14 protein-coding genes are annotated in these 16,192 nt (G+C 68.9%); 8 read left to right on the top strand and 6 right to left on the bottom strand.

Features of this window, described 5'->3' with window-relative positions; translation table 11 throughout:
- Window positions 1-112: 112 nt before the first annotated feature.
- Entirely contained in the window at window positions 113-616 is a 504-nt protein-coding gene (locus OG230_RS03615; RefSeq protein WP_328911287.1) for a hypothetical protein, read from the bottom strand.
- Between the two features lie 349 nt (window positions 617-965).
- Between OG230_RS03615 and OG230_RS03610 the strand changes: the two genes are divergently transcribed.
- Both OG230_RS03610 and OG230_RS03605 read left to right on the top strand, forming a co-directional pair.
- Window positions 966-1,544, top strand: a complete 579-nt coding sequence (locus OG230_RS03610) for a dihydrofolate reductase family protein (RefSeq protein WP_328908662.1) — start codon at window positions 966-968, stop codon at window positions 1,542-1,544.
- Between the two features lie 327 nt (window positions 1,545-1,871).
- The gene (locus OG230_RS03605; RefSeq protein ID WP_328908661.1) at window positions 1,872-3,374 is read left to right on the top strand and encodes an FG-GAP repeat protein; all 1,503 of its coding nucleotides are present in this window, start codon (window positions 1,872-1,874) and stop codon (window positions 3,372-3,374) included.
- Window positions 3,375-3,499: 125 nt separating this feature from the next.
- On the opposite strand, the gene OG230_RS03600 is transcribed toward OG230_RS03605, so the two are convergent.
- On the bottom strand, window positions 3,500-4,042 hold the full coding sequence (locus OG230_RS03600) for a pyridoxamine 5'-phosphate oxidase family protein (protein ID WP_328908660.1): 543 nt from the start codon (window positions 4,040-4,042) through the stop codon (window positions 3,500-3,502).
- An 18-nt stretch (window positions 4,043-4,060) separates the two neighbouring features.
- Window positions 4,061-5,485 carry an MFS transporter gene (locus OG230_RS03595; RefSeq protein ID WP_328911286.1) on the bottom strand — a complete coding sequence of 475 codons (1,425 nt, stop codon included), beginning with the start codon at window positions 5,483-5,485 and terminating at the stop codon, window positions 4,061-4,063.
- Window positions 5,486-5,653: 168 nt separating this feature from the next.
- On the opposite strand from OG230_RS03595, the gene OG230_RS03590 reads away from it, so the two are divergent.
- Window positions 5,654-6,577 carry a LysR family transcriptional regulator gene (locus OG230_RS03590; RefSeq protein ID WP_328908659.1) on the top strand — a complete coding sequence of 308 codons (924 nt, stop codon included), beginning with the start codon at window positions 5,654-5,656 and terminating at the stop codon, window positions 6,575-6,577.
- A gap of 50 nt (window positions 6,578-6,627) precedes the next feature.
- On the opposite strand, the gene OG230_RS03585 is transcribed toward OG230_RS03590, so the two are convergent.
- Window positions 6,628-7,260, bottom strand: a complete 633-nt coding sequence (locus OG230_RS03585) for a TetR/AcrR family transcriptional regulator (RefSeq protein ID WP_328908658.1) — start codon at window positions 7,258-7,260, stop codon at window positions 6,628-6,630.
- 129 nt (window positions 7,261-7,389) lie between these two features.
- Here OG230_RS03585 and OG230_RS03580 point away from each other — a divergent pair, with 129 nt between their 5' ends.
- From OG230_RS03580 to OG230_RS03565, 4 genes are all read left to right on the top strand, one after another.
- Window positions 7,390-8,847 carry a purine-cytosine permease family protein gene (locus OG230_RS03580; protein ID WP_328908657.1) on the top strand — a complete coding sequence of 486 codons (1,458 nt, stop codon included), beginning with the start codon at window positions 7,390-7,392 and terminating at the stop codon, window positions 8,845-8,847.
- Complete coding sequence (locus tag OG230_RS03575) at window positions 8,844-10,472, top strand: amidohydrolase (RefSeq protein ID WP_328908656.1); 1,629 nt, start codon at window positions 8,844-8,846, stop codon at window positions 10,470-10,472. Before OG230_RS03580 ends, OG230_RS03575 begins: the two co-directional genes overlap by 4 nt.
- Entirely contained in the window at window positions 10,469-11,569 is a 1,101-nt protein-coding gene (locus OG230_RS03570) for a C45 family peptidase (RefSeq protein ID WP_328908655.1), read from the top strand. Before OG230_RS03575 ends, OG230_RS03570 begins: the two co-directional genes overlap by 4 nt.
- A gap of 470 nt (window positions 11,570-12,039) precedes the next feature.
- Window positions 12,040-12,390, top strand: coding sequence for a carboxymuconolactone decarboxylase family protein (locus OG230_RS03565; RefSeq protein WP_328908654.1), 351 nt, complete (start codon window positions 12,040-12,042; stop codon window positions 12,388-12,390).
- Between the two features lie 22 nt (window positions 12,391-12,412).
- On the opposite strand, the gene OG230_RS03560 is transcribed toward OG230_RS03565, so the two are convergent.
- Both OG230_RS03560 and OG230_RS03555 read right to left on the bottom strand, forming a co-directional pair.
- Complete coding sequence (locus tag OG230_RS03560) at window positions 12,413-13,918, bottom strand: long-chain-fatty-acid--CoA ligase (RefSeq protein ID WP_328908653.1); 1,506 nt, start codon at window positions 13,916-13,918, stop codon at window positions 12,413-12,415.
- 46 nt (window positions 13,919-13,964) lie between these two features.
- The gene (locus OG230_RS03555) at window positions 13,965-15,002 is read right to left on the bottom strand and encodes a TauD/TfdA family dioxygenase (RefSeq protein ID WP_328908652.1); all 1,038 of its coding nucleotides are present in this window, start codon (window positions 15,000-15,002) and stop codon (window positions 13,965-13,967) included.
- Between the two features lie 164 nt (window positions 15,003-15,166).
- Here OG230_RS03555 and OG230_RS03550 point away from each other — a divergent pair, with 164 nt between their 5' ends.
- On the top strand, window positions 15,167-16,189 hold the full coding sequence (locus OG230_RS03550) for an AraC family transcriptional regulator (RefSeq protein ID WP_328908651.1): 1,023 nt from the start codon (window positions 15,167-15,169) through the stop codon (window positions 16,187-16,189).
- The last annotated feature ends 3 nt before the right edge of the window (window positions 16,190-16,192 follow it).

Below are 16,192 nucleotides of genomic sequence, written 5' to 3'. Positions count from 1 at the left end.
TTTTACGCTGCTTTTGTTGGCCCGGCCCGCCAAGGCAACGTTAAAGCCCCCGTTAACAGCGGGGGCATTTCCGCTCGACTGATCAACCACCGAACGGAAAGCGCACGGCTTCTCAACGCCCGCACCTGGACGTCGAAGTGCCCAGTCCCAGGCAGGTAAACACGAACGTGTTCACCGCGTTGCATACGATGACGGTCCAGGGGCTCGCCCTCGTGGCGGAGGGCCAGTCGGCCGCCGGCGCGAGGAAGTCGGCCAGGTCGCGCTCGGTACCGGTGAGCAGGTCGCGGAGCTCGGACACGCGCAGTTCGATCGCCGGACTGTCGCCCGGCTCGGCGTTGACGGTGAGCCGGACGGTCTCGCCGAATCGCTCCGCAAGCGGCGACACGGGGGCGTGGCCGAATCCGAGGAGGGTTCCGTCCATGCCGAGCTTGTCACAGTCGCGCCGGTCCTCCAGGCCGTCGCGACAACCGGGCAGGAAGGTGACGCCCATTACCGCCGTTCCGACCTCGGAGAGTGAGAGCTCGCCACTGAGAGGAAGGAAGTCGAATGCTTTGATCTCGGCGACAGACCAGAGGTCGAAGCCGTCGAGCGCGTACATCTCCAGGACGGGCCGCATCACGATCACCCGTCGAAGTGGTCCGCATCCCGCAGCCGTATCGCCTCCCGATTACCCCGAGCACCCTTACCCGGTCATGGGGCCGAGCGCGTTCGCTTGCACCGTCCTGAGCGGACGCGCGTGTACGCCGATAAGAAGACATCACCCGGCGCACGGTCCTGCGACGTGGGGTGAAACGGGAGCAGTCGGGCCAAAACGGCGCCGAATCGCGACTCGCACACCCTCACTCGTGCCAGCATCGGCAGCCCGTGTCCGACGACCGAATCCGCCCTGAACCCCCGCGGAGTCGCGCTGTGGTCGCCGGCCCCGTATCCCCGACGCACGATGTGCCGCACATGAGGAGAGCATCATGACCGTCAGCTATACATTCGACGTCTTTTCCAGCCTCGACGGCTTCGGCGCCGCCGGCGGCAACTGGACCGGCTACTGGGGCAAGCAGGGCCCCGAGCTTCTCGACCACCGCCTCGCCCTGTACGGCGAGGAGCAGCGGATGGTCTTCGGAGCCAACACCTATCGGCTGTTCGCGCGGATGCTGGCCGCGAGCACCGAGGAGTCCGAGGTGCGTGACCCATGGGTCACGCAGATGAGGGGCCTGCCGGCAACGGTGGTGTCGACCACGCTGGAAGGGCCTCTCGACTGGCCGGATGCGCACGTCGAAAGCGGCGATGCCGTCGACGTCGTCGCTCGCCTCAAGGAGGAGTCCGAGGTGCCGTTGCGCTCGCACGGCAGCCTGTCGATGAACCGGGCGTTGATGGCCGCCGGTCTGGTCGACCGCGTCCAGGTGACGCTCTTCCCCGTGATCACCGGTCGGACCGGGCTGGACCCGGTCTTCCGGGGTGGGGCCGACTTCGACCTCGAGCTGATCGAGCACCGGACGCTCGACGGCGACATCCAGGAGCTCGTCTACCGGCCCACCCTGCACGTCTGAGTTCGTCCACGCACGCCTCCCCGGGACCGCACCGAATCGGGCGATCGTCAGGCGATGCGTACAACCCTGGACGAACCTGGGATGTCTTCTGGGTGAGTGCAATACGGCATTGCCCTCACGGCAGTACCCGACGGGGGACGCCGCACGCGATTCCACGCCGTTCGGCGATGGGCGCGGCAGCGTTGCCCGGCACTTCCCTCCCTGCACCGGTCGGTGCTCCGGCGTCCCGCCCGGGGAACCGACCGCGCACCTCCGCTGCCTCCCAGGCACCGTCACCGCGGCTGAGCAGGGACGCCGTTGGCAACCCAGGAGACCACGGAGGTTCTTGTGCGTCACATCAAAAGCGCGGCCCTTACGGCCGCGGCACTCCTCACCCTCGGTGGCGGCGCCGTCTTCGAGGCCCCCGCCGCACACGCCGCGGTGCCCTTCCCGTCCATCGGCTGGCAGCAGCGCAATTGCGACTACGACGGCAACGGCTTCGACGACGTGCTGATCGGCGCCCCGGGGGCGGCGATCAGCGGCGTCAAGGGTGCCGGATACATCAGCGTGCAGTACAGCTCGGCGAACGGTCTGAGCACCACGAAGCGGACCGTCCTGCACCAGAACTCCTCCGGCGTACCCGGCGGCGCCGAGGCCGGCGACGGCTTCGGGCGCGCCACAGCCTCCGGGGACCTGGACAACGACGGGTACGACGACGTGATCGTCGGCGTTCCCGGCGAGGACCTGGGGGGACTGTCCGACGCGGGCGGTGCGACCGTCTTCTGGGGCTCCCCGACCGGGCTGCACGGGGCCGACAGCACCTGGCTGCAGGACCCCGACGAGCTGCGGGCGGGCGCGAACTTCGGGCGGGGGATCGAAGCGGCCCGGTACTTCGCCCCGGACCCGGCCGATCCGAACGCCCATCCGCGCGACTCGATCGCCGTACTGGCGGACGACGCGCTGCTGTTCTTCACCGCCCCGCCCGGCGCGACGGCGCAGCGGCTGCAGGTGTCGGACCGCAGCGTTCGGGCACGGGACTTCGCACCGCTGGACACCGGCTTCGAGTTCCGCAACCTCAGCCACGGCAACTACAACGAGGACTCCTGGGCCGACTTGGCGATCTCCGGGGTCACCACCGGTGATCAGCCGGGCATCGGCTCGGTGCAGGTGCTGCACGGCGCCCAGGACATCGCCGACCTCGGTGACGGCGGCACGTTCGGGGGCGGGCCGGCCATCGTCTCCGGTGACTGGGACGGCACCGGCCAGGACGACCTCGTCATCGGCGACACAGGTGTGGGCTCGCCGCTGGGCGGCGGCATCTCCGTCTATCTGGGCCGGGGCGACCTGTCCGGCCTCGAACCGGAGGAGGTGCAGACGTGGACCCAGGACTCTCCCGGCGTTCCCGGTGTCGCCGAGGCGGGAGACCAGTGGGGCGCCGAGCTGTCGGCCGGCGACACCGACGGCGACGGCCTGCCGGACCTCGCGGTCGGCGCTCCCGGCGAGGACATCGGCACCGTGGCCGACGCGGGCGGGGTGTGGGTAATGCGGGGCGCGCCCTTCGGCCTCACCGACGTCGGCGTGAAGAGCTTCGACCAGAACCTCGCCGACATCCCCGGCGTCGCCGAGACCTCGGACCGCTGGGGTGGCCAGGTCCGGCTGATCGACGCCGACAAGGACGGCCTGTTCGGCCTGCTGGCGGCGGCCCCGGGCGAGAACACCAACGACGGTTTCGTATGGGTCGTTCCTGCGTCGTCGACGGGGCTGGTCGCCAGGGGCACGTGGAGCTACGACGGGGCACGTCTCGGGGCGCCGGCGGCCGATGCGCAGTTCGGGGCGGCGATCGACGAGTAGCGGGAGCCGCAGGGACGGTGATCACGGCCGTGACACCACCGGCCCTCGCCCGCCGGAGCGGGAACGACGCGTGAGAGGGACGGATGCCCCCGTCGGAGCGGGGCATCCGTCCCTCTCATGAGGATTCAGCTGGTGGCGGCCTCGTCCGGGTCCCCCGGGGCGGCGGACGAGGTGACCCCCGGGGCCGGGTCCTGCCCCCGCCACAGCGTGCTGCGCAGATCGGACCCGCGGACGAGCTGTATGCGCCAGGGATCGATCCGCAGGACGTGGTAGCCGGGATCGTCGGGACCGCCACGCCAGTAGTGGACCGGGTCGTAGCCCACCCCCGGCGGACCGCCCCGCTTGTACAGGTCCCACGCGTGACGTCTGGATTCCTCGTCGTCGGCCCAGGTGGAGACGCTGTCCACGAAGACCGCGTTCTGGCGGGGATTCCAGTACGAGTACGTCGTGTGGGGGTTGCCCGCGAGGTGCGCGCTTTTGACCGGGGTCCGGTACGCCGCGAGCCAGCCGACCGGCCCGCCGTCGACGATCTCCCACACGGGCAGCAGCACACGGGCGCGCGGGCGGTTCCGACGGTCGACGGTGATCATGGTCGCGTACTTGATGTCGCGGACGTAGTCGAGGAAGGAGTCCTGGATCTCGGAGAACTCGCTGACGGTGGTGGTCATGAGTCGGTCCTTTCAGGATCAGCGGGAGACGGGGACGTCGGTACGTTCAGCGGCTGCGCCCATCGAGGGGGCCGGCCCAGTGCCCCGCCGGGTGCGGAGACCGAACGCGCTGACGGCAGCTGCGAGGATCGCCGCCACGAACGGGACGAGCAGGCCGGCCCGGTAGCCGTCCAGCAGTGCGGCGGGAGTCTCCGCGTGCGTGGCCGCCACGCTGACCGCGGTGACCGCGGAGAGCCCGAGGGCGGCGCCGAACTGGAAGGCGGTGTAGAGGAGTCCGCCCGCGAGCCCCTGCTCCTCCTCGGCGATCCCTTCCGTGGCCACGATGGTGAGCGGGCCGTACGCCAGGGAGAACGCGAGGCCGAGGACGATCAGGCTCGGGAACATCGCCGCGTAGCTCCAGTCCGCGCCCAGGGGGAGGAACAGCCCGTAGGAGAGCACCGCCAGCAGGAGCCCCCCGAAGATCACCTTGGCGTTGCCGAAGCGGTTGACCAGCCGTGGGGTGAGGGTCGGCGAGAGAATCGCGTCGACCCCGATGACCAGCATCGCGAAGCTCGTCTGCAGTGTCGACCAGTCGCGCAGTTCCTGGAGGTACAGCACGACCAGGAACTGGAAGCCGAAGAACCCGGCGGCGAACAGCATCGCCGAGAGGTTCGCCCGCACCAGGGAGCCGTTGCGGAAGATGCCCAGGCGGACCAGCGGCTCGGCGGAGCGCCGTTCGATGAGGAGGAAGGCCGCGAGGAACGCCAGCCCGGCGAGCAAGGTGCCGGCGCTGGCCGCGAAACCGGCGTGGGCCGCACGCTCGATACCCAGCACGATCAGCACGAGGGCCGAGGTGACGGTGAGCGCACCGGCGGCGTCGACGCGCTTACCCGTTCTGTCCGGGCGTTCCGACGTGGGGACGAAGGCGAGAGCCGCGACGAGGATGAGGAAGGAGAGGACGACCGGGGCGAAGAAGACCCACCGCCAGCCGACGGCGGTGAGCAGCCCACCGGCGACCAGCCCGATCGTGAACCCTCCCGCAGCGGTGCCCGAGTAGATGAGGAGGGCCTTGTTCCGTTCCGGGCCCTCGGCGAAGCCGGTGGTGATGATGGAAAGACCCGCAGGGGTCATGAAGGCCGCGGCGACGCCCGTGACGAATCGCGCGACGATCAGCATCCACCCCTCGGTGGCGAATCCGCCGAGCCCGGAGAACAGCAGGAAGACGGTGAGCCAGAGGAGGAACATCCGGCGGCGTCCGAACAGATCGGCCGCGCGTCCGCCGAGGAGCATGAAGCCGCCGTAACCGAGGACGTATGCGCTCATGACCCACTGCAGCTCACCGGTGGAGAGGCCGAGGTCGGCCCGGATCGCCGGCAGCGCCACGTTGAGCATGGCGACATCGATACCTTCGAGGAAGATCGCGCCGCACAGCACGAGCAGGACGCCCCACTTGCTCGCGCTCATCCCGTTCGACGTACTCAAGACACTCATGACGATGAACTCCTTCCGGAGTGGACGGTGTTGGTGATGCCTCAAGCTTTCGCTACGTCTCGGACGGGAACAACAGCGATGATCGCAACGTTCGGAAAGCCAGGCTTACCGATCCATGTCCCACGCGATCCGGAGACGTACGTGGACCAGAGCGAACTCGAATGCTTTCTCGTACTCGCCGAAGAACTGCACTTCGGCCGGACCGCCACCCGCCTGCGCCTCTCCCGCGCCCGGGTGAGCCAGCTCGTCCAGAAGCTGGAGCGCCGCGTCGGAGCGCCGCTGTTCACGCGCACGAGCCGCAGCGTGGCCCTCACCGCCCTGGGCAGCCGCCTCCGTGACGACCTCGAACCCCACTACCGCGGCATCGAGAACGCCCTGGCACGAGCCGTCACGTCTGCACGCGGCATCGAGGGGGTCCTGCACGTCGGCTTCTCGACACCCCTGGCCGGAGAGATGGTGATGAAGGCGACCGAGAAGCTGCGCGTCAGCCATCCCGAACTCACCGTCGAGGTCTGCGAGGTGCCGCTCTCCGACCCGTACGGAATGCTGCGGAAGGGCGACTTCGACCTCCAGCTGACGGATTTCCCGGTCCAGGAGGACGACTTGACCCGCGGACCGACGCTTCTGGCCGAGGACAGGGTGCTGGCGGTCGCCGCCGGGCACCCCCTGGCCGGACGGGACGCGGTGACGCTCGAAGACCTGACCGGTGTTCCGTTGCTGACGATCGCGGGAGACATCCCGGAGTACTGGCTGGATCATCAGCTGCCGACGCGCACCCCCAGCGGCAGGCCGATCGAGCAGGGCCCGTCCGTCACCAACTTCCAGGAGGCACTGACGCTCGTCGCCGGTGGCAAGGGGGCCCTCCTGGCAGGGGCCCACATCGCCCTCTACCACGGCCGTCCCGGCATCTCCTACGTCCCGGTGGCAGGAGACAAGCCCCTCGGATACAGCCTGATGTGGCGGTCCGACGGCGGCAACCGTGCGACGGAACTCTTCGCTCGCACAGCACGCGAGATCGCACGGGACATGGCTCCGGCCGATCCCAGGAGAGCGCTGCCCGGCTGATCGGTTCCCTGGGCGGCGCCCCGTCACGGCGCGACGCCCGTAGGCGGAGGTCAGTCGCTGTCGCTCAAGGCGCCAGGGGGGAGGCCGAGTTCGCGCTCGGCCGTGGTGAACACGATCGTGTCGAGTGCGGGGTGGGTGAATCCCAGGTCGTCGTTCGCGTAGCTGCCGAGGCCGTCGATCGTCACGAGGATGATCACGCAGGCTTCCAGGGCGTCGCTGGGGGCGAAGTCGCCACTTCGTACGCCGTCCTCGATCACGGCGGTGAGGGTGTCACGCATGATCGCCTCCTGCTCGGCAACGGTGCGCCGCAGGTTGGGGCGGTAGCGGGAAAGGTGGCGGGCGTTGAGCCACAGCCTGCCGAGAGCGACGAAGTCCTCGCTCCCGAGGCGGTTCAGCAGGAGGCTCAGCCGGCGCGTCGGCGGTAGGCCGGCCTCCGTCGACGGCAGCAGGGCGTCGCGTTCGCCTGTGACCGCTCGGGCGAAGGCCTCGCACAGCAGGTCGTCGATCGTCGGAAAGTAGTGGCTGATCAGACCTGGTCGTACCCCTAGCTCGTCGGCGACGAGCTGCATCGTCACGCGCTCGATGCCCCGTTCCAGTGCGAGACGGGCAGCGGTCTGCAGGATCTCGGTCCGCCGCTCCTCCGCAGTCTTGCGGGTCCGCGCCGGCCTGGGGGTTGACGTCATGCACATCACCCTATTGGATAACGCACCAATAGCTTATTGGTGTCTCCACCAATAAGACGTGGTCGCCTCTGGCCGCACCCTCGGCGGCGAGGACAGTGCCGTCGTTTCGTCTCGTCGAAGGAACCTCCCATGCAGCGTTCTCCGGAAGGCCCAGTCACGGCCGTAACCGCTCCCGGACGTGACCGAGCGGGCTCGCTCGAGAGCCGGGGCATCGACGTCGTGCCCGACTCGGAGCGGCACGGCACAGCCCGTGAGCTGTTCTCCATCTGGGCTGCGCCGAACGTGAGTTACCTGAGCTTCGTGGTCGGCGGAACCCTCATCCTGATGGGGCTGCCCTTGGCCGAGGCGATGGCCGTCATCGTCGCCGGGAACCTCTTCTGGCTTCTGACCGGCTTCATCGCCGTCAGCGGCCCCGCCGCGGGCACCTCCGGTTCCGTGATCTCCCGGGCCATGTACGGCGTGGTCGGGAACAAGATCGTCGTCGCGCTCACCGGCTGGCTCATCGCCGCGCTCTACCTGGCACTGAACTGGTCGGCGGCCTCCCTGGCCGGCCTCGGCATGACGGCCCAGCTGGGCGTACCGCAGTCCGCGTCCCTGGATGCCGCGGTGGTCTGTCTGATCGCGGGCGTCACCATCCTCATCGCCATCTACGGGCACGCGACGATCGTCCGTCTGTACGGCGCGCTGACCATCTTCCTCACCCTGGTGTTCCTTGCCCTGAGCGTGATGGTCCTCGGGCACACGGACTGGTCCTACACGCCTGCCGAACCGCTCACCGGGCTCGAACACGCCGTCGCCCTGGCATCCGGCCTCACCATCGTCGCCTCCGCGCCCCTGTCGTACTCCAACAGCCCCGACCTCGCCCGCTACCTGCCGCGGCAGACCAGTGGACGTGCCATCGCGCTGTGGACCGCGTTCGGCGCCTTCCTGCCGAGCGTCGTCTTCACGGCGATCGGTGCCCTCGCGGCGACCACGCTCGACATGAGCGACCCGCAGGCCGCACTGGAGAGCATCATGCCGCCTTGGTTCGTTCCCGCCTTCGTCACCGCCGTGGTGGTGAACACCGTGGCGAACAACGGCATCACCGCCTACAGTTCCGGCCTCTCGATGCAGTCCATCGGTGTACGACTGCCCCGGACGATCGCCGTGCTGGTCATCGGTGTCATCGGCACCACCATGACCCTCTTCGCTCTCCTGGTCTTCGACTTCCTCACCTCGGTCAACACCATGACGGAGCTGGTCGTGGTGATCACCGGCCCATGCATGGCCGTCTACGCCACCGACGTCATCCTCCGACGCAACCGCTACGACGGCGAGCAGCTCCACGACGAGAGCCGCACCAGCCCCTTCTGGTACCGCGCGGGCGTCAACTGGGCCGGTGCACTGGCCACCCTGGCCGGCGCCACCGCCGCGACACTGTGTGCCGGTTCGACCTCCTGGGACGGGCCGCTCGCCTCCGCTATGGGCGGACTCAACCTCGCGATACCCGTCGGTGTTCTCGGCTCCGCGGCCTTGTACTGGTTCCTGGGACGCGCATGCGGCGTCTTCTCGAGTGCGACCGTTCAGCGCGGACGGAGCCGGGTGTGAACGCCGACCTCATCGTGCGTGCCGCGCGGGTGGAGAACTTCGACTCCGTACCCGCTGCAGCCACGGCCACCGTGGTGGCCATCCATGACGGCCGGATCGTCGCCGTGGGCGGGGACCACGTCCTGCGCCACTGGGAGGGGAACACCACCGAAGTGCTCGACTTCCCCGGGGCGACCCTCACCCCGGGCCTGACCGACGCCCACGCCCACCCGGTGTGGGGTGCCATCGAGGTCGGAACCGGCCTCGACCTCGGCGGAGCGACCACCCTCGACGAGGTGCACCTACGGATAGCGCGGCGACTTGCGGACCAGGGCCCCGCGTCGTGGGTGACCGGATTCGACCTCGACGTGAACGTCTTCGGCGGGGAACCCGACGGTCACTCGCTGGAGCGACGCTTTCCCGGTGTGCCCATCTCCCTCATGACGCGTGACGCGCACGCCCTCGTGGTCAGCCCCGCCGCGGTCCGCCACATCGGCCTCACCGGCGCGGAGACCTTCGACGACGCATCCGAGATCGTCGTCGGCCCCGACGGCCGGCCCACCGGCTTCGTCCTTGAACTCCAGGCCATGGAACTCGTCTTCGCCCACTACCCCGACGTACCGCTTCCCGTCGCGGCCCAGCACGTCGGCAACCGGCTACGCGCCTTCGCGGCCACGGGCCTCACCGGGCTGCACGCACTGGACTTCACCGCACCGTCCGAAGACGTCTACCGGAGCATCGAGGAGAACGGGGACCTGCCGCTGCGCGTGCGCTGTTCACCGCTCGTTCCCGCCGACTCCACGCGGAGTGTCTGGGAGACGGTCGCCACCCAACAGGGCCTCGCCGGGCGCCGCTGGAACGTCGCGGGCGCCAAGTTCATGCTGGACGGCACCGCTGACAACGGCTCCGCCTGGTTCGAGCACCCCGATGTCTTCGGACAGAACCGCCGCCCCCTGTGGAAGGACATGGAACGCTACCGCGAGGCCATCCGGTTCTTCACCGAGCGTGGGATCCCCACCGTTACGCACGCCATCGGCGACCGGGCGGTACGCACCGCCCTCGACGTCATCGAGGAGACCGGCCACGCGGCATCCGCCCCCCACCGGATCGAGCACATCGAGTCGATTCCCGACGACCTTCTTCCCCGCTTCGCCGCCCTCGGCGTCGTCGCCGGCCTTCAGCCCGTGCACGCAACCCGCATGACCAGGGCCGACCAGAGCGACAACTGGTCCCACCGGATCGGGCCGCAGCGGGCCGCCCATGGCTGGCGCACGCGCGACCTGCTCGACCACGGTGCCGTCGTCGCCCTCGGATCCGACTGGCCCATCGGTATCGGCGACCCGCGCATCGCCCTCTCCGACGCGCAGCTGCGTCGGCCCGTGGACCAGCCGATGACCGCACCCGTCCAACCCGGCCAGCGCATCAGCGCCCGGGAAGCCTATGCGGGGATGACCCGGGCACCCGCCGTCGCCGCGGGCGCCGCCGACCAGCTCGGCCGGATCGCCCCCGGCTACCTGGCGGACCTCACCGTATTCGCCCGCGACCCCCTCGGCCTGACCCCTGAGGAACAGGCCGGCAACCCCGTCCTCGCCACGATCGTCGGTGGTTCCGTCCTCCACCACACGCCCCAGGAAGGTGCTCCGTGACCTCTGCACCGTACGCCCGCCCCGACGCCCGCCCGCACGTGACCGCGGACGCCACCGACCCGTACCTGCGCGGACGGTCACGGGGCCGGCAGCTCGCCGACGGTCTGCACAGCACCCTCGACGTCTACGACCGCCTCTTCACCCTCGCCGGGATCGGACCGGCAACCGTCCGCGACGACGCCTGCCGCGCACTCGATGCCGTCGGCGCCTTCCGCCCCGCCCTGCGCAAGCAGATCGAGGGCGTCGCCGACGGGGCCCGGGTCGAAGCCTGGCAGGTCGCCGCGCTCAACGCCCGTACCGAAATCCTCGCCCGTAGCCGTAGTGTCCCGCCCGGCGAGTGCTCGACCATCGTGCGGCGTCTCCGCACGCCCGACGGCAGCACCACCCGCATCGGCGTGCAGACCTGGGACTGGCACGTCGAGCTCAGTTCCTCCTGGCACACCCTCGACAGTGCCGGCGGCGACCACCGGTACGTCGGCATCACCGAACACGGCATCCTCGCCAAGATCGGCGTGAACAGCGCGGGACTCGCCCTCCACTTCAACATCCTCGGCCACCGGGACGACCGCGTCGGCGGCATACCGATGCACGTGCTCGCTGCCCTCGTTCTCGAAGAGGCCGAGTGCAGCGAGCACGCGGTGGAGATCCTGCACGACGCCCCGCTCACCTCGTCCGGATCCTTCACCCTCTTCGACAGACACAGCGCCGTGCTTCTCGACCTCAGCCCGGTGGGCATCTTCGAGGTTCCCGAAGTGGAGGAGGGAACACATCTGCGCACCAACCACTTCCTCACCACGGTGCCGTCCACGCACGAGAAGACCTGGCTCTACCAGCCCGACTCGGGCCAGCGATACGCCTTTCTCCGCGACCGGCTCACGCGGGACCCCGTCGACCATGCCGAGGAACTGACCGAACGGCTGGTCACCGGACCGGGGGAGCCCCCGGTGACCTGCCTCCCCGACATGACCGCCCCGACGGGCCGGCGCTGGGCGAGCCTGGCCACCGTGGTCCTCGACCCCGCCTCCCGCACCGCCCGCGTACTCGACGGCACCCCCGCCGAACGCATGACCCGCCCGTGGCGCTCGCTGCAGGCGTGACCCGATCGAGGGCCTGGGCGCCGGCGGCACTGGGGGTACTCCTGGCCGGGCGTCAGAACGAGCTCAAGCCGGCGGACTGCTGGGCCGGCTCGCAGAACGGCGAGACGGTAACTAGGGCCTCTCGTTTGGATCATGCCGGGCTCGCGTGCCTTGGCGCGCGCTCCCCCGAGCTCTCGGCTTCGCTCGAGCAGGGAGGGGCCCCCTCCGGCGTTGTCGTCGGTCGCCGACGCTCCGCGTCGACTCCCTCCTCCGCCTTGCAGCTGCCCACACCAGACCCCGCTCCCTGATCCGGCCTGATCCAAACGAAAGACCCTAGATCCCCTGAGCCCTCGCCGACGATGTCTCGAAGTGGCACATCACCTGCCCCCTGAGGTCAAGTCACGGGAGCCCCAGAAGCCTAGTGTTGCCGTCGATCCACTCCTGCTGGGGAAGGGCACACCATGGAGAGTTCTTCGACAACCGTTGGCCGGATGCGGGCGAACGGCAGCTGGAATCCGCTGTGGGACCAGTTGTACGCATGGGATCCCGAGTGGACCGAGGAGTTCATGAACACGGCAACGATGCCCTGGAGGAACGGGGTGCTGGAGCCGAAGGTCGTGGAGCTGTTGTGCATTGCCGTGGATGCCGCCTCCACCCATATGTACTCGCCCGGGGTCAGGCGCCATATACGAGCCGCGTTGGAGCTCGGCGTGACCCGGGAAGAGATCCTCGAAGTGCTCAAGCTGACCACCGTGCTCGGCATTCACGCCTGCAACATGGGGGTTCCGATCCTCGCCGAGGAACTCTCCGCCCACGAGCAGCGGCACCCCGCCGGTGAGTGACCGCTTCCGCGATCCGGCCGGTTCAGTCCCTGGGAGCCTTCTGCTCGACGACGATCTCCCGCTTGAGGATCTTGCCCGTTGCGCCCTTGGGGAGCGCGTCGGTGAAGGTGACGATCCGTGGGTACTTGTACGCAGCCACCCGCTGTTTGACATGGTCGCGAATCTCGTCGGTGGTGACCCGGGAACCGTCCCGCAGAGTGACGACAGCGGCTATCTCCTCCCCGTGGATCCCGTGCGGCACGCCGACGACCGCGGCTTCCGCGACGGCCGGGTGTTCGTAGAGCACTTCCTCGATCTCGCGCGGATAGACGTTGTATCCGCCACGGATGATGAGGTCCTTCTTCCGGTCGACGACGAAGTAATAGCCGTCGTCGTCGACACGGGCGAGATCACCGCTGTGGAACCACCCGTCCCGGACGGCTTCCGCGGTCTCCTCCGGACGGTTCCAATAGCACCTCATCACGTTCTCGCCCCGGATCGCGATCTCGCCCACCTCGCCCGGAGCCACCGAAGTGCCGTCGTCGGCCACGAGTTTGAGTTCGACACCGCGGATCGGGAGGCCGATCGAGCCGGCCTTGCGCGGCTGGTCCGGAGGATTGAACGAAGCGACCGGTGAAGTCTCCGAGAGGCCGTAGCCCTCCAGTACCGTGACGGCGAATTCCCGTTCGAAGGTGTGCAGTACCTCGACCGGCAGAGAAGCACCGCCGGAAACGGCCAGACGCAGACGTGGGAGACCGTGCCCGTCGCGAACCTTGCTGCTGAGCAGGGCCGAGTACATCGTGGGGACGCCCAGAAAGACGGTGGCTCCGTCCCGGTGCATGATCTCCAGCGCCCTGGCCGGCTCGAACCGCGGCAACAAGGTCAGGGTGGCGCCCGCAGCGACGGCGGTGTTGAGGGCGCAGGTCTGCCCGAAGGCGTGGAACAGCGGCAGGCCCCCGAACAGCACGTCGTCCGGCCCGATGTGGAGCAGCGTCTCGGCCGTGGTGGCCGCGTTGGTCATCAGATTGCGGTGGGTCAGCTCGGCCCCCTTGGGGGTTCCTGTCGTGCCGGACGTGTAGAGGATCACGGCGGTGTCGTCCGCCGCCCGGTCGGCGACCCGGTACATGCCTTCGGAGTCCTGCTCCGAGGCGTCGTACGTCGTCGTGTCGGTGACCAGGCAGCCGACCCCGGCTTCCGCCGCGGCTGCTTCGACCTCGTGCGTGAAGTCAGGGGATGTCACCACGAGCCGGGAACCGGAATCCCGGAGGACGAACCCGACTTCACGCGCCTTCAACAGCGGATTCATCGGTACGACCACGCCACCGCAACGGAGGATGCCGTAGTACGCCACCGGGAACCAGGCGACGTTGGGCATGACCAACGCGATGCGATCGCCCGGCCGTGCCCCCTTGCTCCGCAGCAGGGTGGCGAACCGGGCACTCGCGTCGTTGAGTTGGCCGTAGGTGAGGGCGATGTCGTCCTGGCGAACGGCGACGCGGTCGCCGTCCGACCGGGCGGACTTCGTCAGGAGTGCGGCGAGGTTGTCCATGTCGTTTCCTCTTCGGGCTGGGTTGGCGGGGTGTCGGCGCTGACAGTCACCGGAGGTGGCGGAGACGCGCGGAATTCTGTGTCCCGACGATGTCGCGAGGGGAGACCCCGCCGCCTCCCTGCCCCACGGACAGCCACAGCCGTAGGACGTGGCGCTTCAGGTCGGGCTGGGCGAAGTCCTCGTACCCGGTACGGGAATGAAGAACGGTGTGGTTGTTCACGAACAGCAGGTCGCCGACCTCGAAGTCGATATCGAGCCGGAATTCCGGTGACTCCGCCAATGCGTCGACGAGGTCGAACAGTTCCCTGTCCTTCGGGTCGAGGCGGGGAACGCCGGGAAAGCGCTGCGCGGACTCCAGATAACAGCGGTTGTAGCGCATGCTCAGCCTGCTCCGGCTCCAGGACGCGAGCGGCAGCGCGGTGTACGGGAGGTCATCGGGGGCGTGCTCTTCCCGGCGATCGAAGAAATGGGTGTGATACAGCCGCTCGACCAGATCCGGCCGCCGCGCCAGGACGGCGTTGTGGACCGCTGCCGAGCTGACGACGGCGTTCCGCGCGCCGGAGCGCGCCCCTCGCAGGCACAGAAGTCCGAGGACATCGGAACCGTCGGTGTGAAAGGGCAGGCCGGCGCGGGTCTGATATCCGCGCGTCGCCGGGTCCGCCAGGCTACGGCCGGTGTCCCGGGCATGGCCGAGCATATGGCCCGACGCGTTCTGTGAGACCGGTGTCCCGAGATGGCGTCCCAGTCCCCAGAAGATCGTGCTCGCCGCGGCCTGCCCGTAACGCTCGACCGGAATGCGTTTGACGAGTACGAAGCCCCGTCCGTTCTCCAGTACGTCAGCGATGCGCTCCAGCTCACCGGCCAGCGTAGGCAGCGGAAAGTCACCGGCTGTGACCTTCAACAGGGGAAGGCTCTGCTCGTGCACCGCGTGCAGAGCCCTGTCGAGTTCGTCGATCTGCGCAGGTGAGAGCCGTAGGACCCATTCTCCCGAGTCGGCCAGCTCCGGCCCTTTCCACACGGCCGGCCCGGAATGGGGCCGACGCAGTGTGTTGATCACGTTTTCCATGGTGGCCCCCTTGGTCATCTGCGAGGGTGTGGTCCGCTGGATTTCCGACCGGCCGGGTCGCCGCGTCCAGGCGGAGAGTTCCACTGCGGTGGTGCAACGCTAGGTCACCACGTGATCCGTTACTTGACGTGAAGTGACATCTCACTTATCACTTGGGGACAGAGCCCCCCTGGAGTGCGCCCATGAAGCCTCTTGTCCGCAATGCAGCGCTGAGCAGCTATGTCGAGGTCAGCCAGTCGCTCGGTCTCGATCCCCGGGCCCTGATGAAGCGCGTGGGCCTGGACCCCGTCGGCCTCGCGGTCCCGGACCGGTGGATCCCCGGCGCGGCGGTCATCGAGTTGCTCGAACGCTCGGCGGCGTCCTCGCATCGAGAGGACTTCGGCCTGCTCCTCGCCGAGCGACGCCGCGTGTCCAATCTCGGCCCGATCAGTCTGGTCCTGCGCGACGAGCCCGATGTCCGCAGCGCCCTCGAACTCCTCGTCCGCCACGAGTACATGTACAACGAGATGCTCCACAGCCGGCTCTCCGAGGCGAGCGGCCTGGCCACCCTCAAGGTGAGCCTCGAAGTGGGTGAGGCCATGTCCACCCGTCAGGCCACCGAGCTGGCCGTGGGGGCCTTCCACGGCGTGCTCCGCAGCTTTCTCGGTGACCGGTGGCAACCGCTGTCCGTGTGCTTCACCCACGACGCGCCGGCGGATATCGCCACCCACCGGCGCGTCTTCGGCCCCGTGGTGGAATTCGGGCGGGAATTCAACGGGATCGTCTTCTACGCCAGCGATCTCAAGGCACCCAACCCCATGTCGGACCCGCTGCTGCGGACCTACGCCCGGCAGTACTTCGAGTCCATCGCGGTGTCCAGGGACACCACCGTGCTGGACCGCGTGAGCGAGCTGATCGAAGTCCTGCTGCCCACCGGGCGCTGTTCGATCGAGCAGGTCGCGGACAGCCTCGGCGTCGACCGGAGGACGGTCCACCGGCATCTGGCGGTCTCGGGCGAGACGTTCTCCTCGGTTCTGAACGCGACACGCATCCAGCTCGCGGAACAACTCGTCGCGAACCCACGCCGATCGTTCACGGAGATCTCCGGACTGCTGGGATTCTCCGCACCGAGCGCCTTCTCGCGCTGGTTCCGCGAGCGGTTCGGCTGTAGTCCCAGGGAGTGGCGAGTCCGCGGGACCGTGCAGCGGCGCCCGGGCGAGGACTGACGG

Source organism: Streptomyces sp. NBC_00234 (assembly GCF_036195325.1).
In the GTDB taxonomy this organism is placed as follows: Bacteria; Actinomycetota; Actinomycetes; order Streptomycetales; family Streptomycetaceae; genus Streptomyces.
Note: the sequence above shows the minus strand (reverse complement) of the source record. Positions and strands in the feature narration are given on the sequence as shown.